Raw genomic sequence first — 18,159 nt, 5'->3', positions numbered from 1 at the left:
TTCAATCCTCCATAAAGGCAGTGAATTCTTGATATAAAACTTCAGAATGGGTGAGGGGCAGCATATGATCGGCATCCTCTAATTCGATGAAACGGATGTTTGGAACCTTACGGAAACAATCGGCAACTCGAAAATTGTCTGCCAAGTCCTTTTTGCCAATAAAAAATAAAGTTTCGGGGTTCAATCCTTCTAATCTTTCCATTGCAGTCGGCTGAGGCCATTTCATGCAGAAATCCGCGGGCCACTTAAGCATGCGCCCAAAATGATGCCTGAGCATTTGAACAGTGAGATCTTTGTGCGGACTATCGATAACAACTTGATAAGTTGGTGAATGAAGGGCAAGATCCAACATCTTATCTATATTGGGGGCACTTTCCAATATCTTGTGATGATATTGTTCAAACTCCTTTGAATAGGGAAAACCTGTTAAAGAAGGAGCAATTAATATAAGTTTCGATACTCTTTCAGGGTAATTAAGAGCGAAATCAGTTGCAATCTGTCCGCCCATGGAATGGCCTATAAGTGTTGCCTGATTAAGTTCCAGGTAATCCATTAATGCCAATACATCGTCAACATAGTTTGCATGTTTTATAGGGGATGGCGATTTACCAGCACCACGGCCATCAAAAGCAATAACTTTGTAATCCTTAGATAAAAGAGAAGCCAAAAATGTCCATTGCCTCAAATCAGCACCACCACCATGAATAAGAACAACAGGATGACCACTGCCAGTAATCTGAAAATGTAAATCCAATGCAACCCCTCCGTTTTTTTACTGAATTTTCAGTATTATTTTATTATTGAATGAACGTTTAGTCAATGTATAATGCAATTTAATTTCCAATCGCATAATGACGCAATACTAAAAGAAAAAGCCATAGTATTTAACTAGCAGGGAGGGGGAGAGCATCGTGATCTCTACATAAATTTAAATTTTTCTGCCTCAATGTTTCAATCCTTCCACGAATTTTAACATTATTATAGAGCGTTTAAGGACTGATCAGGGTTACTATAGGACGACTACTAACATAAGTTAGTAGCTAGATTTAAGGATATTAATAGTATTTTAAGGTATAAAATTGATCACATAACTGCTCATAAATGTTGCAGCGGAATCTGGCTTTTCTAAATAAGTTGTTAGTAAAGCCACTAATAAGTCTAAAGAACCTGTGAAAACTACAGCTGAATAAAATCCCTTCAAGAACATAAACTACTATTCTTTAGGGGATTTCATATTGATTTTAATATAAAATATTAGTTTTCGAAAAATATAGGTCTTTATAAAACTCATTGTTAAATGAACACCATTTATTTTTTTCGTTTAAATATCCTCGAAAGAAAACATAAATTTCTGCATCTTTATCTACATGTTCTTTAGCGTATTTCCCGTAATATTTATCAAACATTCGTTTTTTATTAGTAAATAATGGTTGTGAAATATGTGAATTAATAAAGCTAATCTTTAATCCCGTTTCTTTAAAAGTTGAAACTTTAACTTTACCATAGTAAATTCTAGTCTTATTAGTAGGAATAGGTGAGGTTGTATCAATATTGAAGAAGAATTCTTCTAGAGTTAAATTTTCTGTTGAAGAGATTTTTAAAATTTTATTTTTGTTATTTAAATCTGTATCCTTATACATATCAATTAATGACAAGATAGATGTTATATAACTACCTTCGGGCTTCACTCTATTAAAATCATTACTTGATTTATTTGAAATTGTTGGGATTGTAATTGCATCTTTAATATATTTTGATTCTTGTTTAACTGTTTTTTGTTCTGAGATTTTCTTTAAAACGATAACACCATTTTTTGCTATAGTAGTTTTAGCATTCTCTTTTTCGAATTTAGAGCGGTGTTTTTCTTCATCTTCTCCAGATTCGTTACAGCCAGCTATATGTAGGTCATTTTTTGAACTAGGGGTAAAGAAAATTCTTTTAGCACTTTTGTCCGACCATTTAGTACAGGTTAACTTAATATTACATTCTTTATCAGAGCATACGAATGCTCTATTATTTTTCAAAATTCCAGATAGTGAATTTTTATGAGCTGTTTCTGCTGATATATTTTCTTTTAATTCTAAGCTATATGCTCTTTTTACCATATGCATCACCTCTATTATTAGTATAATATCAAAAAAAATAATTATTTTCCAAAAAGGGACTATAAATTTAGTGTGTGGAACGTAGATAAATGAATGCTATTCTGTGAAATAAAAATTGGATTAAAAGGAAAAGATGTAGGGTGTATTCAGCGTCCGTTAAAAATCGAAGCTGATGATAGATATTTAGGTGTGGAAACAAAGGAGCTGTGACAGCTTATCATAAGCGAAAGGGTTAGTTGCTGACGGACTCCTCTAAAACCTTTACGTATCATATAATATCTCTAATTAAATGGTCATGACTTTTCCCAAACATTTCTACAAATTCACGACTATCTACCAGCAATTGTCCATTTTGATTTATAAACCATAATTCATTTACCATTACCCTTTTTTCGTAAATCGGGAGGCTTCAGCTTTACATCTCCCCAGGTTTTCTTTGTGTTGAGCGAAAAATGATGTATAATGAACACGTTTTCAACACTTTGAAAAAGAGGGTACGAATAGTATGGAAATCATTTCTAATATATTACAGAAACCTGAAACGGATAATGAAATAATCTTTATAGGAAATACCGAAGATGAGATTTCGTTTGTGAATAGTAAAATCAAATTGTTTGGTGAAGGAAATCGGTTAATTATTGAACGTGGAGCGGAATTTAAAGATGCGACGCTAAGTTTTAATGGCAACAACTCGCTCATAATCATTGGGAAATCCAAACGTAATGCAACGATGAGAGTCAATGTTTGGAATGACAATACATTTTTCCTAGGTCGCAACTATTCATTTAATGGAGCAGCGAGATTTATTCTCTCTGAGCAAAAGAATCTATTCATCGGTGATGATAATATGTTTTCAAGTGGTGTAGTCGTTCGTTTGGCTGATCCACATTTGATCTACGATGGAACAACTCGAAAACGGATTAACCCAACAAAGAGTGTGTACTTAGGTGACCACATTTGGATTGGGCAGGACGTCATGATACTAAAAGGAGTAGAAGTTGGTACAGGTTCAATTTTAGGTGCCAAGTCACTCGTGGCAAAATCGCTCCCATCAAATGTAGCAGCTGCAGGAAGTCCTGCACGAGTGGTGCGGAAAAATGTTTTTTGGGCACGTCCGTCTGTCCATGCATATACTGAAAATGAAACAGCAGAATCACAAAATTTCCCAGATGGGCGTTTTGTCTATACGTCAAAAGGCTCAACATCAAAACATTTCGCGAAAATTGAAGAACAGCTTAATATCGCCACTTCTGTAGAGGAGAAGACTGACATATTAACGCCTTATCTTGATGTAACAAGTAAGAATCGTTTCTTTCTTCCTGTGCCTCCTGAGAAAAAGAAAACATTTCTCGATCGAATCTTTCGCAAAGGAATTAAGAAGTAAATGAATGAATTATTCCAGATTAAAATTAGAAAATTCCAAATGGTAGCTAAGAATGATGGATACAGGAATAATTGTAAGTTTTTTAAAATGCATTAAAGGGGTTTCTTAATGTCTTTTTTAGGTTTGTTCCCATTGCTAATTCTCCAAAGAGAATTAGCAATGGGAACAACGGAAGAAGGAACAACTGAATAACTAATTGTTTAGTTATAAACGAAAAGACAGAAGCAAAGATAAGCTCACTGTCTTTTTTGATTAATTATTAGTTACTTAATTAAAGGAAACCATTATTAACATGTTTTAGAGCATAAATTGATCATAATTTTGATCACACAAACGATCAAATACCCTTATATGGCACAGTTTTAATGATCACAACAATGAGCACAAATCATCACCATTCCTTGTTTACTCCCCAATACTTTTCCTATTAATCCGCTCCACAATCTCCATCAAATCATCCGGCCTATGGAATTCAATCGGCGAAACGCCTTTATCGAACTCTATCGTATCGGATTCTATCATTAATACATACTTCCCATTAATCTTCCCTAAATGGATGCTGTCGCCAAAATCGGCTAGTAGTCCTTTGATAGATGTACTGCCAAGCTTCATGCGCAGTTCGGCTTCAGGTGTATGCTCGACAATCTGGGCAGTGGCCTCTACGACCTGGTGGGTTTCAAGACGTTCTTGGATTTCCCGTTTATCGCTTGTTTCCCAGATTTCCAGGTCTTGTTCGAATTTGTGCAGTTCGTCACTGTTTTCTTCGAATTGTGCGGATACATGTTCATGGACCATGTGGATGACCTGGTTTTTCATGATTTCCGGCATCGATTCGCCATATTCGACGAATTTCAAGAAGTCCTCGAAGTAGCGGGCATGTGAAGCCTGGTGGATTTTCAGTTCGCCTTCTTCAACCATTCCTTCTTCGGGCATGTATGGGTATTGAATGGATTTCATATTTTTAGTGGTGATTGCCATTTCAACGTGCCTAATCAAGGTCCGTTCATCCGAAATGGAAGCGACTTTCGGCTCGAAATCACATTTTAATAAGAAAACGAATGGTTCATCAAGATATTTCGATAATTTAGCCGATGCAATTATGAAGACACCGCCACGGACTGCACTTGTATCAATATAGGACCGCGTGAATTGTTCATTTTCCTCTTGGAATTCTGCTTTCGTTTTGGCATATCGAACACGGTTAAATACATTGTAATTAGGGTTGGAATCAAGTGCATGGCCTTCTTCTACAATGAAAGAACCGATTTTCGTCGGTATTTGTTCAGTTTTTGGATGACGGTCCACTTTTCGCTTGGAAATCTTCATCAATTCCCCATCCAAAAAATCCTTTAGAGGACTTTCCTCGTATTCTTGGGTATCAAGAGTTTGGAAATGTTTAAAACGCTTATCTGCCTGATCGCCTTTTCCTTCGACTTGGATTAAATAAAAAGACAGATAGGTAATCGTAAAATCCATGAATGTCACCTTCTTCAATTATTAAGCATAATTCCCGTACTTTTTTTAAGACTTAATAAGTATAGTGATGTACTTTGATTCCGTCAAACGATTGGTGCACGAAAGATCAGAATAATATTGATGAATTATTTCATAATAATACATAGGGAAAAATAAATAATGATTCTCTATAAAATTAAATATATAAGAACTTTTACAAGAACAGTTTATAGGAATACAGGGAATACTCCAACATCTTACTTTTATAAATATTAAAATAATGATTATTTAATCATTCATTGTTAATGATGGATAATTCTGTTGAATAATAAAGCATACATTCCAAAGAAAATCCAAAAAACAGAATTTTAAAATAATAAATCATTGACGAAGGAAAGGGTAATACGTGTAATTTGAAAGTCAGATAATTCAGGAATTGCGGAAATTTGTCGAAATTTCTCCGATATAAATGTTAAGCGAAATTATTTGTCAGTAGTTTTCAGAATAGTTTATAAAATTTACGGAGGAGAGGATATGAGTATTTTTAGAAAGAAGTCCATTGAGGACTTGTTGAAAAACGCAGGTTCCGGCGATAAGGGATTGAAACGGGAACTAGGTGCTTGGGATTTAACGATGCTAGGAATTGGAGCGATTATTGGGACTGGCATTTTTGTATTAACAGGTACTGGTGCAGTGAATGCTGGTCCTGCACTTTCATTATCGTTCGTTATTGCTGGTCTTGCTTGTTTATTCGCTGCACTTTCTTATGCAGAATTTGCAGCTTCCGTGCCGGTCTCCGGTTCGACTTATACGTATGCTTATGCAACTTTAGGTGAATTCGCCGCTTGGATAATCGGCTGGGATTTAATCCTTGAATACTTATTGGCTGTTAGTGCCGTATCGGCCGGATGGTCGGGATATTTCCAATCATTTTTAAGTGGACTCGGGATTAACTTTCCGGAGAAATTGACGGCAGCACCGGGTTCGGTTGAAGGTGTCACGACTTATATGAACTTGCCAGCCTTTTTGATAGTCATGGCGATTACCTTTTTGATTTCCATAGGTACGAAACAAACGACTAGAATCAATAATATAATGGTCGTTATAAAAGTGTTGGTTGTCTTATTGTTCATCGTTTCTTCTATTTATTATGTGAAACCGGAAAACTGGCAGCCATTCATGCCATTTGGAATAGATGGGGTATTTTCAACTGCCGCATTAATGTTCTTTGCCTTTCTCGGCTTTGATGCAGTTGCATCTGCTGCTGAAGAAACAAGAAATCCAGGAAAGAATTTACCACGCGGAATCCTCGGATCCTTAGTCATTTGTGTTGTGCTTTATATGATCGTAAGTCTAATCATGACAGGTGTGGTACCGTATGCACAATTCAGCAAGGCTCTTGACCACCCGATTTCTTTGGTCTTGCAAAGCGCAGGACAAAATTGGGTTGCAGGGATCATCGATCTAGGTGCCTTCCTCGGAATGACAACGGTGATCTTGGTTATGTTGTATGGACAAACCCGAATCATGTTTGCGATGTCACGTGATGGGCTGATGCCAAAATCCTTATCAAAACTTCATAAAAAATATAAAACACCTTATGCGGCCTCGTGGATATTTGGTTTGATAGCGGCCTTATTGGGGGCATTCATACCTCTTGGTGATTTGGCTGAGTTGGTCAACATTGGAACATTGACTGCGTTTACGATGATTTCCGTCGCGGTCATCGTTTTACGGAAAACAAGACCGGATATGAAACGTGCTTTTTATTGTCCGGCTGTGCCGCTCGTTCCAGGCCTTGCAATCGTATTTTCCGTATTTTTGATGGTTCAGCTAGGAAGTCATACATGGATAAGGTTCTTGATCTGGATGGCTATCGGAGTCGTCATTTACTTCACTTATTCTCGTAAGCATTCCAATCTTAACCAGCAGGAAAAATAATCATTTAAAAAGACACTCTTTGGAGTGTTTCACCTTGAAGACATAAGGGTTTCGGAATGCTCTCACTCCGAACCATGATTTTTTAAAAAAACTTGATTATCCCGCATGTTTTTTACTTTTTATTGGCCTGCCAGTTATTCGGCAGGAGTGTCGCAAATTTCTTCAATCTAGTAAAGGTTTCATAGAAATGTAAATAACCAAAATTATTAACTAGTCTTATTCGAGATGAGACCGGACTAAAGTTTTTTCTTAAAAAAATATTCCAGTTGATTGGAACGAAAGGTACGAGACTCCTGCGGGAAAAGCGCGTCCAAGGGAGACCCCACAGGCGCAAAGAGCGCCGAGGAGGCTCCCGGACCGCCCGCGGAAAGCGAGTTGCCTGGAGTGGAAATCTACGTTCAAATTGTACAACCCCCATAGACGCTTGGCAGACAGTAGGTGGAAAGGGAGCAGATTTCTTAAATCAACAGGCACTTCTTTTTAGACACTCCATGGAGTGTTTTTTTGTTTGGACATAAATAGTTCATAAGTCTTGTGTGAAAGAGGGAAATTTATCAAAGTGAATTAAGATTAACAGACCTTATGTCGAAATAGTATATATGGGCAGAAAAAATTGGAGGGCAATTCAATCATGAAAAGTATCTGGAGAAGTAAGCAAAGGATAGATTCAATAGACTATATGCAATATAAAGAACAAGTTGGTATTAATATCAGGGAATGTCCAAGCGTATTGAATCAAGTGGACATGATTCATTTGACGATCGGGGATTTGTGCATAATTCGTTCTTTACAGGAAAAAGTGAAAGAACACTTGACCCAAATTGTAGGGAATTTTTATAAAAATCTAGAAAATGAACCCTCATTAATGAAAATCATTTCGGACAATAGTTCTGTTGAAAGGTTGAAAAAGACTCTGCAGCGCCATATGTTCGAAATGTTTAGCGGTACCATTGATGATGCGTATGTTAAACAGCGTTATATTATCGCACAAGTACATGTGCGAATTGGACTGCAGCCAAAATGGTATATGAGTGCTTTTCAGGATTTATTACAATCATTAATCATTCATGTGATTTCCGATATAAAAAATATTGAGCAATATCAAGAAAACATTCTGGCTGTCACAAAAATTTTTAATTTAGAGCAGCAAATAGTTTTAGAGGCATATGAACTTGAAAATGAGAAGATCCGCCAAAAAAACTTAGCAGAAAAAGAAACGATTAAACTACAGGTCAATCATAATGCAGAGGAATTGGCAGCAATCAGTCAAGAGACTAGTTCAGCAACTCAATTAATGGCAAATAAGGTAGGCGAAATTCATGATTTCACTCAAAAAGGGTCAGAGGTTGCAATACATGCAGAGGGAAAATCAAATGAAGAAGTCGAACTGTTACAAGGATTGGAGAGAAGATTGGTAAAAACGCAAGAGCAAATGACGATCATCTCCAAAGATATGGAACAGCTATCCAATACGTCAAAGGAAATCGAACGAATTGTCACAATCATCACTTCAATTGCAGAGCAAACGAATTTGTTGGCGTTGAACGCAGCGATTGAAGCGGCAAGAGCTGGTGAAAATGGTAAAGGATTTGCAGTTGTGGCAGGTGAGGTAAGGAAGCTTTCAGAAAATACCAAGGAATCAGTTTCGGAAGTAGTGAAACTGGTTAATGGAATTGCTCATTTTACCGATGTCATGAACACATCAATTTCCATGGTTAGCGGTGAAATTACTAAAGGCACGAAACAAGGGAAAGAAACTAGCATATTTTTTACTGAAATAGCAAACTCCATGCTTTCTGTTAAAGAGCAGAATATTAAAATCACAAAGGAAATGACAGAGCTGAATGATATATTCGATGATATTAATGAAGCGTTCAATCAAGTGGCCGTTTCCTCAGATCAATTGACTCAATTAACGATTAACTTGTAATGAAGTTTAACGAGTTTGCTTGATAGAATACCTTATCGGGGCTCATTCATATTTTAATAAACAACTCGATAGAATATTTTCTAAAAAGCCCTAAAGCGGTTTATAGAATAGCAACAAACATGAAGGAAATAAAATCAAATCCAAGATGCAGTTAACAGGCTGCTCAATAAATAACTTGATATAAAACAAGTTTAATGTTATATTAATAAAGCGATGAGCTAATTTGTGTAAGTCGAAGAACAAGCTTTTAGCTAAACGTCGGGATGTGGCCTGACGGTTCTGCGCCACAAACGCATCAAAGACGCCTGCTGCGTGCAGGCGTCTTTTTCATTTTATCGATTCTTTTTTTGCAGCTTGTACGTCATCCTTGAATTCCTCTTGTATTTCTTCTGTTATTCCTTTGGTTGCATCCTTAAACTCCCTTAGTGAGGTGCCGACTGCCCGACCGATTTGAGGTAGCTTGTTCGGTCCAAAAACAATTAAAGCTAAAATAAGGATTAAAATCAAACCGGGAAAACCAATGTTTGAAAGCATAACTAGTCACTCCAATCAAGTCTGTTAGTTAATATTATAGACTCCTTCCGTGTATTTGCAAATGTTATTTAGGATATACTATACAGTTCAGCATCCGATGATCTTCGCAAGACAAACACCTTCAATTCCGTCCCAATTTTATCTTGCACATTCTATCTGAAAATATTACTTACCCAAGAATGCTAAGAATACTATTCCTTAAAAAGATATCAATGAAAGTCGGGGGACAGTATGAGAAATCAGAGTGCAGCCATTAATTTTAACGGTTCGGCATGACAAATTGGCTCCACCAGCTTAATGTGTAACATGTAATTTTTTTGTTGTCTGGGAATGATTAAACTTGCAAGATTGAAGATATTTCGGTATTATAACTATACAAGCTGCGTTGTTCGTAATGATAATTAAGTTTTAACCTTTAAGCTGTAATAGGGAGTTTTATATCGAGACAGGAATGTTATGCCTCGTCACTGACTTGGACAACAGGATTGTTTCTGCAAACACCCACTTTGAGGAGTGGTGGTTTAAAACTTTCTTACTTGAATACGGCAATTGCGGCTTACTATTTTTATAACTAGAAACCAGTTCCGATAAGGGACTGGTTTTTTGTTGTTTATACGCATGTTCGGAACTTTGTATATATCATAGCATCAGAAAACCTTTTAAGATATTTATGAAAAATATATGAAAATTTTTATTGAAATATCAGATAATTAGCATTTATAATAACAATTAGATAACTCGGTTCACTATTTGTATAAAATGATGGTGAGTCGTTATTTTTTAAAAGGATTACGTAAGCGCTATCATTTAGAAGGAAGTACTGCAGTCACCTAGAGAGGAGAAAATTTTATGGCTAAAATTAATACGACCGAGGTAATTAGCAACAGTAAGTTCAATCGCTTTCATTTTGGATTGCTGGCATGGTGTTTTATCATTATCCTTTTTGATGGCTATGACCTCGTCGTTTACGGTACGGTTGTCCCGGTATTGACGGAGGAGTGGAACCTTACTTCCGTGGAAGCGGGGGCAATGGGGAGCTATGGACTATTTGGAATGATGTTCGGGGCCATTTTCTTTGGTACATTAGCAGATCGGATTGGCAGAAAAAATGTAATCGCTATTTCATTGATTTTATTTAGTTTATTTACACTATTATGTGGATTTGCGAACACGCCTACGATGTTTTCGACTTTCCGATTTCTAGCCGGATTAGGGCTAGGGGGAATCATGCCGAACGTCATAGCCTTATTGACGGATTATGCACCGAAAACGATGCGGAGCATGGTCGTTTCCATCGTTTTGTGCGGTTACTCATTCGGTGGGATGCTTGCCCCGATATTGGGTATCTTGCTTATGCCTTCACTAGGCTGGGAATCAATATTTTGGTTTGCAGGAATACCGTTGTTATTTTTACCCTACATGATGAAGCGTTTACCAGAGGCTTCGACGCATCTGATCAGAATTGGCAGAAAAGAAGAATTGATCAGGATATTATCCAAGGTCAGTCCGGAGAGTAAATTCGACATCAATGACGAAATTGTGGAAATGAAAAAAACAGATACGAATATGCCGATCGTTGGATTATTCAAGGATTCCCGTGCACTAAGCACACTGATGTTCTGGATCGCCTTTTTCATGTGTCTATTGATGGTATATGGATTGAATACATGGCTACCAAAGTTAATGATCGAGGCAGGGTATGCGCTGAATTCAAGCTTAGGTTTCTTGATCGTTCTTCAAGGGGGCGCTATCGTAGGGACACTTATCATCGCTAAACTTTGTGATCGTTATGGATCCAAGAAAATGCTTGTGCCGATGTATGCGCTTGGGGCAGTCAGTTTGACCCTATTGGGAATGGGCGGAAGCTCTTTTGTGATTTACACTTTGGTAGCGGTTGCAGGAGCCTGTACCATTGGTGCCCAAAATCTTGTACAAGCCTATGTTTCCCAGTACTATCCACCAAATATTAGATCTACGGCATTAGGGGTCGCATCTGGAATCGGAAGGATCGGTGGTATGTTAGGACCCATACTCGGCGGATTCCTTTTATCCATCTCGCTACCCATCCAATTGAATTTCATCGCCTTCGCTATTCCGGGTCTCATTGCCGCGGTTGCTTTATCATTCGTTCCAGCGAAAATGGCTTATTATAAACATGATCATTCGGAACCAACTGAAGAAATGGTGGTAGAGTCCAATAAAATGAACGTCTTGTAAAATTAAATGCATGGAATGCAATGCAGGGATACCTCCGCAGTCATTTCATGCATATTTGTTTTTTATTTACATTTTTTGATGTAGTAATGGATCTATATGACAAGGGAAATTGAAAAGAATTCGCGGAAAGATTTTCCGGGAATTGTTTGGCTTGACCTATTCTTGAGAAAAGTTGCTTAAATGTTCATAATTTCGCAATACGAGTCACTCTTAATATAAAGAATAAATGTTAGAATGATGGTACGGATAATTAATTCCTCCTTAAAATGGAGCGAACTAGAAAATAATCTCATCTTTTGTGAGGAGTCTTACTTTGAAAATTTTAAAACATATAATTTTTTGGTTAAGCATTATAGGGACATTATTCTCAATGATTTATTTCTTTGTAGCGGACATTCCGTTATATATTAAATTGTTAGGCGGAGCCATCATCCTTTATCTTGGTTATGATCTTATAACAGAATCAAGGAAAAGAAAGCGTAAAGAAGCCTCGGAAGCTTAATCCTTATATTCCGTTAAAAGCCCTCTTTGATAAGAGGGCTTTTTTTTGTTGATTAATATATGGATAATCGACTTTGATTATTGACAATATTCTAAAAACTAAGTTAATATATAGTGAACTTAGTTCTATATGTGTGTAATTCGTCTTTCTGACTACATAATCAGTTGTCATTAAATTTTAGTTCGACCTAAAAAATAGGGACATCCTTAAGACTATGTCACAAGGAAAAGCAGAAAGAGGGGAAGGAAATGCGCACGATCCAAGTGCCTGAAATGATTGATGAACAAAAATTTAACCGCTTTCATTTACAGATTTTATTATGTTGTATCTTTATCATCATCTGTGACGGGTATGATTGGGACGATCCTGACATCTTTGATGGCGGAGTGGAGGATAACTGCTGTAGAGGCAGGGTTATTCAGCAGCTATGCATTGTTTGGAATGATGATAGGAGCGTTGGTCTTTGGACCGCTGGCTGATAAATTCGGCAGAAAGAAAGTCATTTTGATTTGTACGGTCATTTTTTCAGTATTTACATTTACATCGGGATTTGCTGATGAACCAACTTCTTTTGGAATACAACGTTTTGTTGCAGGACTTGGACTGGGAGGAGTCATGCCGAACCTAATTGCAATCATTACTGAATATGCTCCTAAAAAACTTAGAAGTACCCTGGTCGCGATCATGTTCAGCGGGCACGCTTTAGGGGGAGTTGTCGCATCAATGGGAGCGATGTATCTGATTCCGAACTTTGATTGGCGGGCAGTGGTTTGGCTCGGTGCACTTCCATTAATCTTCATGCCCATATTATATAAATTGTTGCCAGAGTCGATTAATTATTTAATGACAAAAAACAAAAAAAGCAAATTGGTGGACGTTCTGAATCAAGTGAATGTAGACGGGCAATACACCATGAATGATAATTATGTCCTTCAGGAGCAACTTAAAAGTGAAATGAAAGGGTTTCCAGTTAAACAGTTATTCAAAAAAGGGAGGACTCTAAGCACCCTCATGTTCTGGGTTGCATTTTTCATGTGTTTGTTCGTAATGTATGGCTTGAGTACATGGCTTCCAAAGATCATGGGAGGGGCAGGATATGAATTAGGTTCAAGCCTGACATTCTTAGTCGTATTGAACCTTGGAGCAGTTTTTGGGTCAATAGTTGGAGGGAAGCTTGCAGACAGATATGGTTCCAAGAGGATTCTGGTAACTTTTTTGGTCATTGGATTCATTACCCTTACAATGCTGAGTTTCAAGCCAAGCATGATCATGCTTTATATACTGATTGCCATTGCAGGAGGTACGACAACTGGTACACAAATCGTAACGAATGCATATGTATCCCAGTATTATCCGAATGAAATCCGTTCTACAGGTGTCGGCTGGGCATTGGGCATCGGCAGAATTGGCGGAATACTCGCCCCTACTTTCTGCGGGATCCTGCTTGATATGAAGTTGTCATTGCAAGTCAATTTTTTAGCTTTTGCCATACCATGCATCATTGCTGCAGCGGCGATTTGTTTCATTCAGGATAATTTCAGCAACTTGACTGCAATCAGGCAGGAAAAGAAATTGATATAACGTATACCAAGGCTGAATCACTGTATTAAAATCAGATGAAGATCGGCCAAACAATAATGGAGAATTTGGTAAAAGAAATTAAAGGGCCTTATGCCCTTTAATTTTTTTAGTGTCTAGGACCCCATATAATGACTGAAACCCCGACCAAACAGATTACAGCACCAATCCAATCATATAAATCAGGGGTTTTCTTATCGATGCCCCATCCCCATAAAACCGATAAAACAATAAAAACCCCGCCATATGCAGCATAGACACGTCCAAAGGTAGGGAACGTTTGGAAAGTTGCAATGATCCCGTATAGCACCAATCCGAAACCTCCGGCTAAACCTAGGTAAATGGATTTACCTTCTCTTAGCCAGAGCCAAATAAGGTAACCGCCGCCAATTTCCGCTAGGCCAGCCATAATGAAAATTAAAGTAGTAACTAACATATATATACCTCGCTTCCTCGTTGAAATTTTATCATATATGAATTGTAAATGATCATACTTCAACAAAGTTCTAACTAATTGAAAGTTACTGGTGCAACATCTGGATTCTTCATTAAAGAGACATAGTTATGAGGTTGTGTTACTTATACAATTAGTATGTATTTGAAAAGAAAACAGAAAGCTCAGACCACTTTTAAAGAACCGATTGCCTACAATAGCATTGAAGTAGAAGAAACCAATCAAAAAAACACTGTCAATGTCGATTAATAATTATTACTTTCTTACGATATGATGCATTCAGATTTAATTCAACCATACATTATTGTAATAGGCTTTAATTTGCATAGCACAAAATGCATTCATAATCCTCAATATAATTTCAAGCTATATGAAAAATGGGAGTATCGTTCCTCATGATAAGCGGGCATCCATTTTTCTCCTATGTTCTTACAAATTAAAACAACAAAAAAGGCTAATAAATTAACATGTCAACACCACATTGTTGTCTTTTTTTAAAATTTCAAATACGTAAAATATCCCAAAAAAGACCAGGATTTTTTAACTCTAACTTGGATTGCAAAACAGATGCAAAGGGTACTATACCTAAATAGGAATATAGTAATCTAGTTGAGGAGTTGCAGCCATGAAATCCCGAACATTTGCATACATGTTAGCGCTATTTCATTCAAGTATTGTCGGTCTATCTTTCTTATTTACGAAAATGGCGATTGCAGAATCGAATCCGCTTGATACTTTGGCGTTCCGATTCACGGTTTCTTTCGTCATCATTTTATTCCTGGTCGCCGTTAAAGTCATTAAGGTGAGCTATTCCTGGGAGTCGGTTAAAAATCTGATCCCGCTATCCTTGTTGTTCCCAACTCTTTTCTTTGCCTTTCAAACTTTCGGACTTAAGTATTCGCAATCCACCGATGCTGGAATTCTGTCTGCTGTCACCCCAATTCTAACATTGATGATAGCTGGATATTTCCTGAAGGAGAAAACATCTTTATATCAAAAGCTTTCGATTGTTTTGTCGGTAGTGGGGGTCATTTTTATTTTTGTGATGAAAGGGAGCACCATCGATTTTTCCGACATGCTTGGGATGCTGTTGATCTTGCTATCCTGTATTGCAACTGCCTGTTACACAACGATGACCCGTTCACTTGCCAAGGACTATACACCAGGCGAAATGTCCTTTTTCATGATGGGAACAGGCTTTGTCATATTTAACGTGGCTGCCCTCTTCACCCACTTAAAACAAGGATCGATGGCGGAATTCTTTACACCATGGTCGAGCACGGAATTCATCAGTTCCATTTTGTACTTGGGAATATTGGCTTCATTGGTCACTTCGTTATTATCCAATACGATTTTATCAAAAATCAAAGCATCCCAAATGAGTGTGTTTGCTAATCTTTCCACAGTTGTAACGATAACAGCAGGAGCTCTCATTCTAAATGAAACGATTACCATCTACGATATTTTGGGGTCGATATTAATCATTTTAGGTGTAATAGGAACGAATTATTTTGGTGTGAAGAAAGAGCATTCAATAAAAGTGAATCTGGAATATAATGAAGGGAAAATGTGAATGAAAATGGTCCTTCCCATTAGGGACGGACCATTCAGTTTGTCTACGGTATTTTCGGTCGTTGATTTCCGCTCCAGGCACTCACTTACGCGGGCTGCCCGCCCTCGGCTTGCGCCTGCAGGGGTCTCACTTGGACACGCTTTTCTAAGCAGGAGTCTCGCACACCCGCTCCGATCAACTTAGGTATAACATTTAAATAGAAACGATACAGTAGGTTTTGAAGGTATGGCTTTGGGTCAGTTGGTTCGAGAACATCATTTTATGAAAGATACGTTTACCGACTCCCTTTTTTATACTAACTGAATGGGGCATTTTCATTTCCACCATCTTGTTTGAGGGAAATCTGTTGAACCAATCACTACTGGTTCGCCTATTTGAGGTGTGCAGACCTGGACACCAAGATCATTGGCCGCTTTTGTTACACGTTCTATCGGATCTGTCCAGTCATGAAAAGACAAGGTGAACCCAGCCCAATGAATGGGGATCATCCGGTTTCCTTGTACTTCGATGTGTGCTTGAACAGTTTCTTCTGGAACCATATGGATGGTTGACCAACGTTCATCATATTGGCCGCATTCCATTAAAGTTATATCAAAAGGTCCGTATTTTTCGCCGATTTCTTTAAAATGGCTGCCATATCCACTATCGCCGCTGAAAAATACCTTTTCTTGTTTGCCATTAATTACCCAAGAACACCATAGTGTCGTATTGCCATCGCGTAAACTTCTTCCAGAAAAATGCCTTGCAGGCGTACAAACAAATTGTAAATCCTTGAATGAAACTTCATCCCACCAATTATGTTCCTGAATCAGTTCTTGTTTAACGCCCCATCTTTCAAGATGTCCACCGACACCTAGTGGGACAATGAACTGACTTACCTTATCTTTTAATCTCTTTATTGAGAAATAATCCAAGTGATCATAGTGATCATGTGAGAGGAGGACGGCATCGATAGGAGGCAGCATATCCAAATCGATAGGCAGCTCCCCGCTAAAGCGCTTGTTCCCAAACCAAGGAAAGGGAGTGGGTGCTTTGCCAAACATGGGATCCACTAAAATGGTTTTCCCATCTAACTCCAACATGAATGCAGAATGACCAAACCAGGTGATTTTATTGGAATTCACAGATACAGGTTCTTTTGTTCCAATTACGATGGGACGGTCGGGCCTCCTTTTTGGATTAGGTTTAATGAAATCACGTAAAATGGAACCAGTATGTTTAAGACTCATCGCTTGACTTGCAGGAATCTGATTTTGGAATTTTCCCTTGGCAAAATTCTCTTTTGTAGTGAAACTTCTCACTTTTTCTTTGTTTGTCCGTCTTCCAAGTGGAGGATAGAGGTTTAGGAAAAGTAACAATATTATAAAAGAAGAAATGAGGATCTTAATAATTTTCATCATGATAGCTTCCTCCCATAATAATCAGACCTTTTATTAAAACATATCATATCACAGAATTTATCATTTCCCGCCAGAAGACTCCCTCTTCAATCGTTTGAAGGGCAAGAGCCTGACGGTAAGGGGGAGATGAATGGCGGTTGGCATTTAAGCCAAAGCCAAAGTGATCTTTTGACAAACGTACGTTCTGTGGTTGATAATAACTATAAGGGGGTGAAATTAATGGTCGTAAACAAAGCTTATAAATTTCGGATATACCCAACTAAAGAACAACTAGTTCTCATCAATAAAACGATCGGCTGCTCTCGTTTTGTCTACAACTTCTTTTTAGGCAAACAAAAGGAGAAAGATGCCTACTGGTATATCTGTGAAGAAATGAAGCAAAACGGACAATTACCCTCTAATGAATGGAAAGGTTCTTTTCTGAATAAATACGCAACAATCAAAAAACTTCCAGCTTTAAAGAAGGAGTATTCTTTCCTAAAAGAAGTAGACAGTATAGCCTTACAGAAATCAGTCGAAAATTTAGCAGATGCCTATAGTCGATATTATAAAAAACAAAACAAGTCACCACGTTTCAAATCGAAAAAGAACTCGGTCCAATCCTACACGACTAAACATACCAATGGAAATATCGGAATGATTGGAAACCAAATTAAATTGCCCAAACTCGGTCTAGTACGTTTTGCTAAAAGCCGCGAAGTCGAAGGGCGAATCATTAATGCCACAATCAGGCGGAACCCTTCGGGTAAATATTTCATTTCCGTTTTAGCCGAAACCGATGTACCAGTACTTCCTAAAACGAATCGTTCGTGCGGTGTAGATGTTGGTTTGAAGAACTTTGCGATTCTTTCAGATGGTACGGTCTATCAAAACCCAAAATTCTTCAGGACGGTCGAAAAGAAATTGGCCAAAGCACAACGGATTCTTTCAAGGCGACAAGGAATAGCCTTGAATCAAAATAACCCATTGGCTGAAGCCAAAAACTATCAAAAACAAAAAAGAAAAGTGGCTATCCTACACGAAAAAATTTCAAATGCCCGAATGGATTACTTACATAAAGTTTCTACCGAAATCATCAAAAACCAC

The 18,159-nt window shown here is 37.7% G+C and carries 14 protein-coding genes, 1 other RNA gene and 1 pseudogene; 10 read left to right on the top strand and 6 right to left on the bottom strand.

All coding sequences use genetic code 11. From position 1 onward, the window contains the following. Position 1: 1 nt before the first annotated feature. Together FNK51_RS18135 and FNK51_RS18130 are read right to left on the bottom strand one after the other, a co-directional pair. A complete protein-coding gene (locus FNK51_RS18135; RefSeq protein WP_141994210.1) occupies positions 2-754 on the bottom strand; it encodes an alpha/beta fold hydrolase in 753 nt (250 codons plus the stop codon). Between the two features lie 487 nt (positions 755-1,241). Beyond that, positions 1,242-2,105 carry a hypothetical protein gene (locus FNK51_RS18130; protein WP_141994209.1) on the bottom strand — a complete coding sequence of 288 codons (864 nt, stop codon included), beginning with the start codon at positions 2,103-2,105 and terminating at the stop codon, positions 1,242-1,244. A 505-nt stretch (positions 2,106-2,610) separates the two neighbouring features. Here FNK51_RS18130 and FNK51_RS18125 point away from each other — a divergent pair. Next, on the top strand, positions 2,611-3,489 hold the full coding sequence (locus FNK51_RS18125; protein ID WP_141994208.1) for an acyltransferase: 879 nt from the start codon (positions 2,611-2,613) through the stop codon (positions 3,487-3,489). 405 nt (positions 3,490-3,894) lie between these two features. On the opposite strand, the gene FNK51_RS18120 is transcribed toward FNK51_RS18125, so the two are convergent. Next, positions 3,895-4,965 (bottom strand): DUF3900 domain-containing protein, encoded by a 1,071-nt coding sequence (locus FNK51_RS18120; protein ID WP_141994207.1) that lies wholly within the window; start codon positions 4,963-4,965, stop codon positions 3,895-3,897. Between the two features lie 513 nt (positions 4,966-5,478). On the opposite strand from FNK51_RS18120, the gene bcaP reads away from it, so the two are divergent. The 3 genes and pseudogenes from bcaP (at position 5,479) to FNK51_RS27780 (ending at position 8,815) form a co-directional block, all read left to right on the top strand. Continuing rightward, a complete protein-coding gene (gene bcaP / locus FNK51_RS18115) occupies positions 5,479-6,885 on the top strand; it encodes a branched-chain amino acid transporter BcaP (RefSeq protein WP_141994206.1) in 1,407 nt (468 codons plus the stop codon). Positions 6,886-7,516: 631 nt separating this feature from the next. Continuing rightward, positions 7,517-8,056: pseudogene (locus FNK51_RS27785) on the top strand (protoglobin domain-containing protein); the annotation flags it as partial. A 123-nt stretch (positions 8,057-8,179) separates the two neighbouring features. After that, the gene (locus tag FNK51_RS27780; RefSeq protein ID WP_483296130.1) at positions 8,180-8,815 is read left to right on the top strand and encodes a methyl-accepting chemotaxis protein; all 636 of its coding nucleotides are present in this window, start codon (positions 8,180-8,182) and stop codon (positions 8,813-8,815) included. A gap of 327 nt (positions 8,816-9,142) precedes the next feature. Here FNK51_RS27780 and tatA read toward each other — a convergent pair whose 3' ends face one another. After that, positions 9,143-9,349 carry a twin-arginine translocase TatA/TatE family subunit gene (tatA, locus tag FNK51_RS18105; RefSeq protein ID WP_141994204.1) on the bottom strand — a complete coding sequence of 69 codons (207 nt, stop codon included), beginning with the start codon at positions 9,347-9,349 and terminating at the stop codon, positions 9,143-9,145. Positions 9,350-9,723: 374 nt separating this feature from the next. Here tatA and ssrS point away from each other — a divergent pair. From ssrS to FNK51_RS18085, 4 genes are all read left to right on the top strand, one after another. Then, positions 9,724-9,911, top strand: a non-coding RNA gene (gene ssrS, locus FNK51_RS18100) — 6S RNA. Between the two features lie 287 nt (positions 9,912-10,198). Further along, entirely contained in the window at positions 10,199-11,566 is a 1,368-nt protein-coding gene (locus FNK51_RS18095) for an MFS transporter (RefSeq protein WP_141994203.1), read from the top strand. A gap of 313 nt (positions 11,567-11,879) precedes the next feature. Further along, positions 11,880-12,068, top strand: coding sequence for a hypothetical protein (locus tag FNK51_RS18090; protein ID WP_098372209.1), 189 nt, complete (start codon positions 11,880-11,882; stop codon positions 12,066-12,068). Positions 12,069-12,347: 279 nt separating this feature from the next. Beyond that, a complete protein-coding gene (locus FNK51_RS18085; RefSeq protein ID WP_286178776.1) occupies positions 12,348-13,649 on the top strand; it encodes an MFS transporter in 1,302 nt (433 codons plus the stop codon). A 106-nt stretch (positions 13,650-13,755) separates the two neighbouring features. Here FNK51_RS18085 and FNK51_RS18080 read toward each other — a convergent pair whose 3' ends face one another. Continuing rightward, positions 13,756-14,082, bottom strand: coding sequence for a YnfA family protein (locus FNK51_RS18080; protein WP_098372211.1), 327 nt, complete (start codon positions 14,080-14,082; stop codon positions 13,756-13,758). 643 nt (positions 14,083-14,725) lie between these two features. Here FNK51_RS18080 and FNK51_RS18075 point away from each other — a divergent pair. Next, on the top strand, positions 14,726-15,673 hold the full coding sequence (locus FNK51_RS18075) for a DMT family transporter (protein WP_098372212.1): 948 nt from the start codon (positions 14,726-14,728) through the stop codon (positions 15,671-15,673). Positions 15,674-15,987: 314 nt separating this feature from the next. Here FNK51_RS18075 and FNK51_RS18070 read toward each other — a convergent pair whose 3' ends face one another. Then, complete coding sequence (locus tag FNK51_RS18070; RefSeq protein ID WP_286178760.1) at positions 15,988-17,073, bottom strand: MBL fold metallo-hydrolase; 1,086 nt, start codon at positions 17,071-17,073, stop codon at positions 15,988-15,990. A gap of 219 nt (positions 17,074-17,292) precedes the next feature. On the opposite strand from FNK51_RS18070, the gene FNK51_RS18065 reads away from it, so the two are divergent. Further along, positions 17,293-18,159, top strand: an 867-nt coding sequence (locus FNK51_RS18065; RefSeq protein ID WP_141994202.1) for an RNA-guided endonuclease TnpB family protein, incomplete at its 3' end; no start/stop codon positions are given.

It is taken from the genome of Bacillus sp. B4EP4a (genome assembly GCF_006680105.1).
Taxonomy (GTDB): Bacteria; Bacillota; Bacilli; order Bacillales; family DSM-1321; genus Peribacillus; species Peribacillus simplex_E.
Note: the sequence above shows the minus strand (reverse complement) of the source record. Positions and strands in the feature narration are given on the sequence as shown.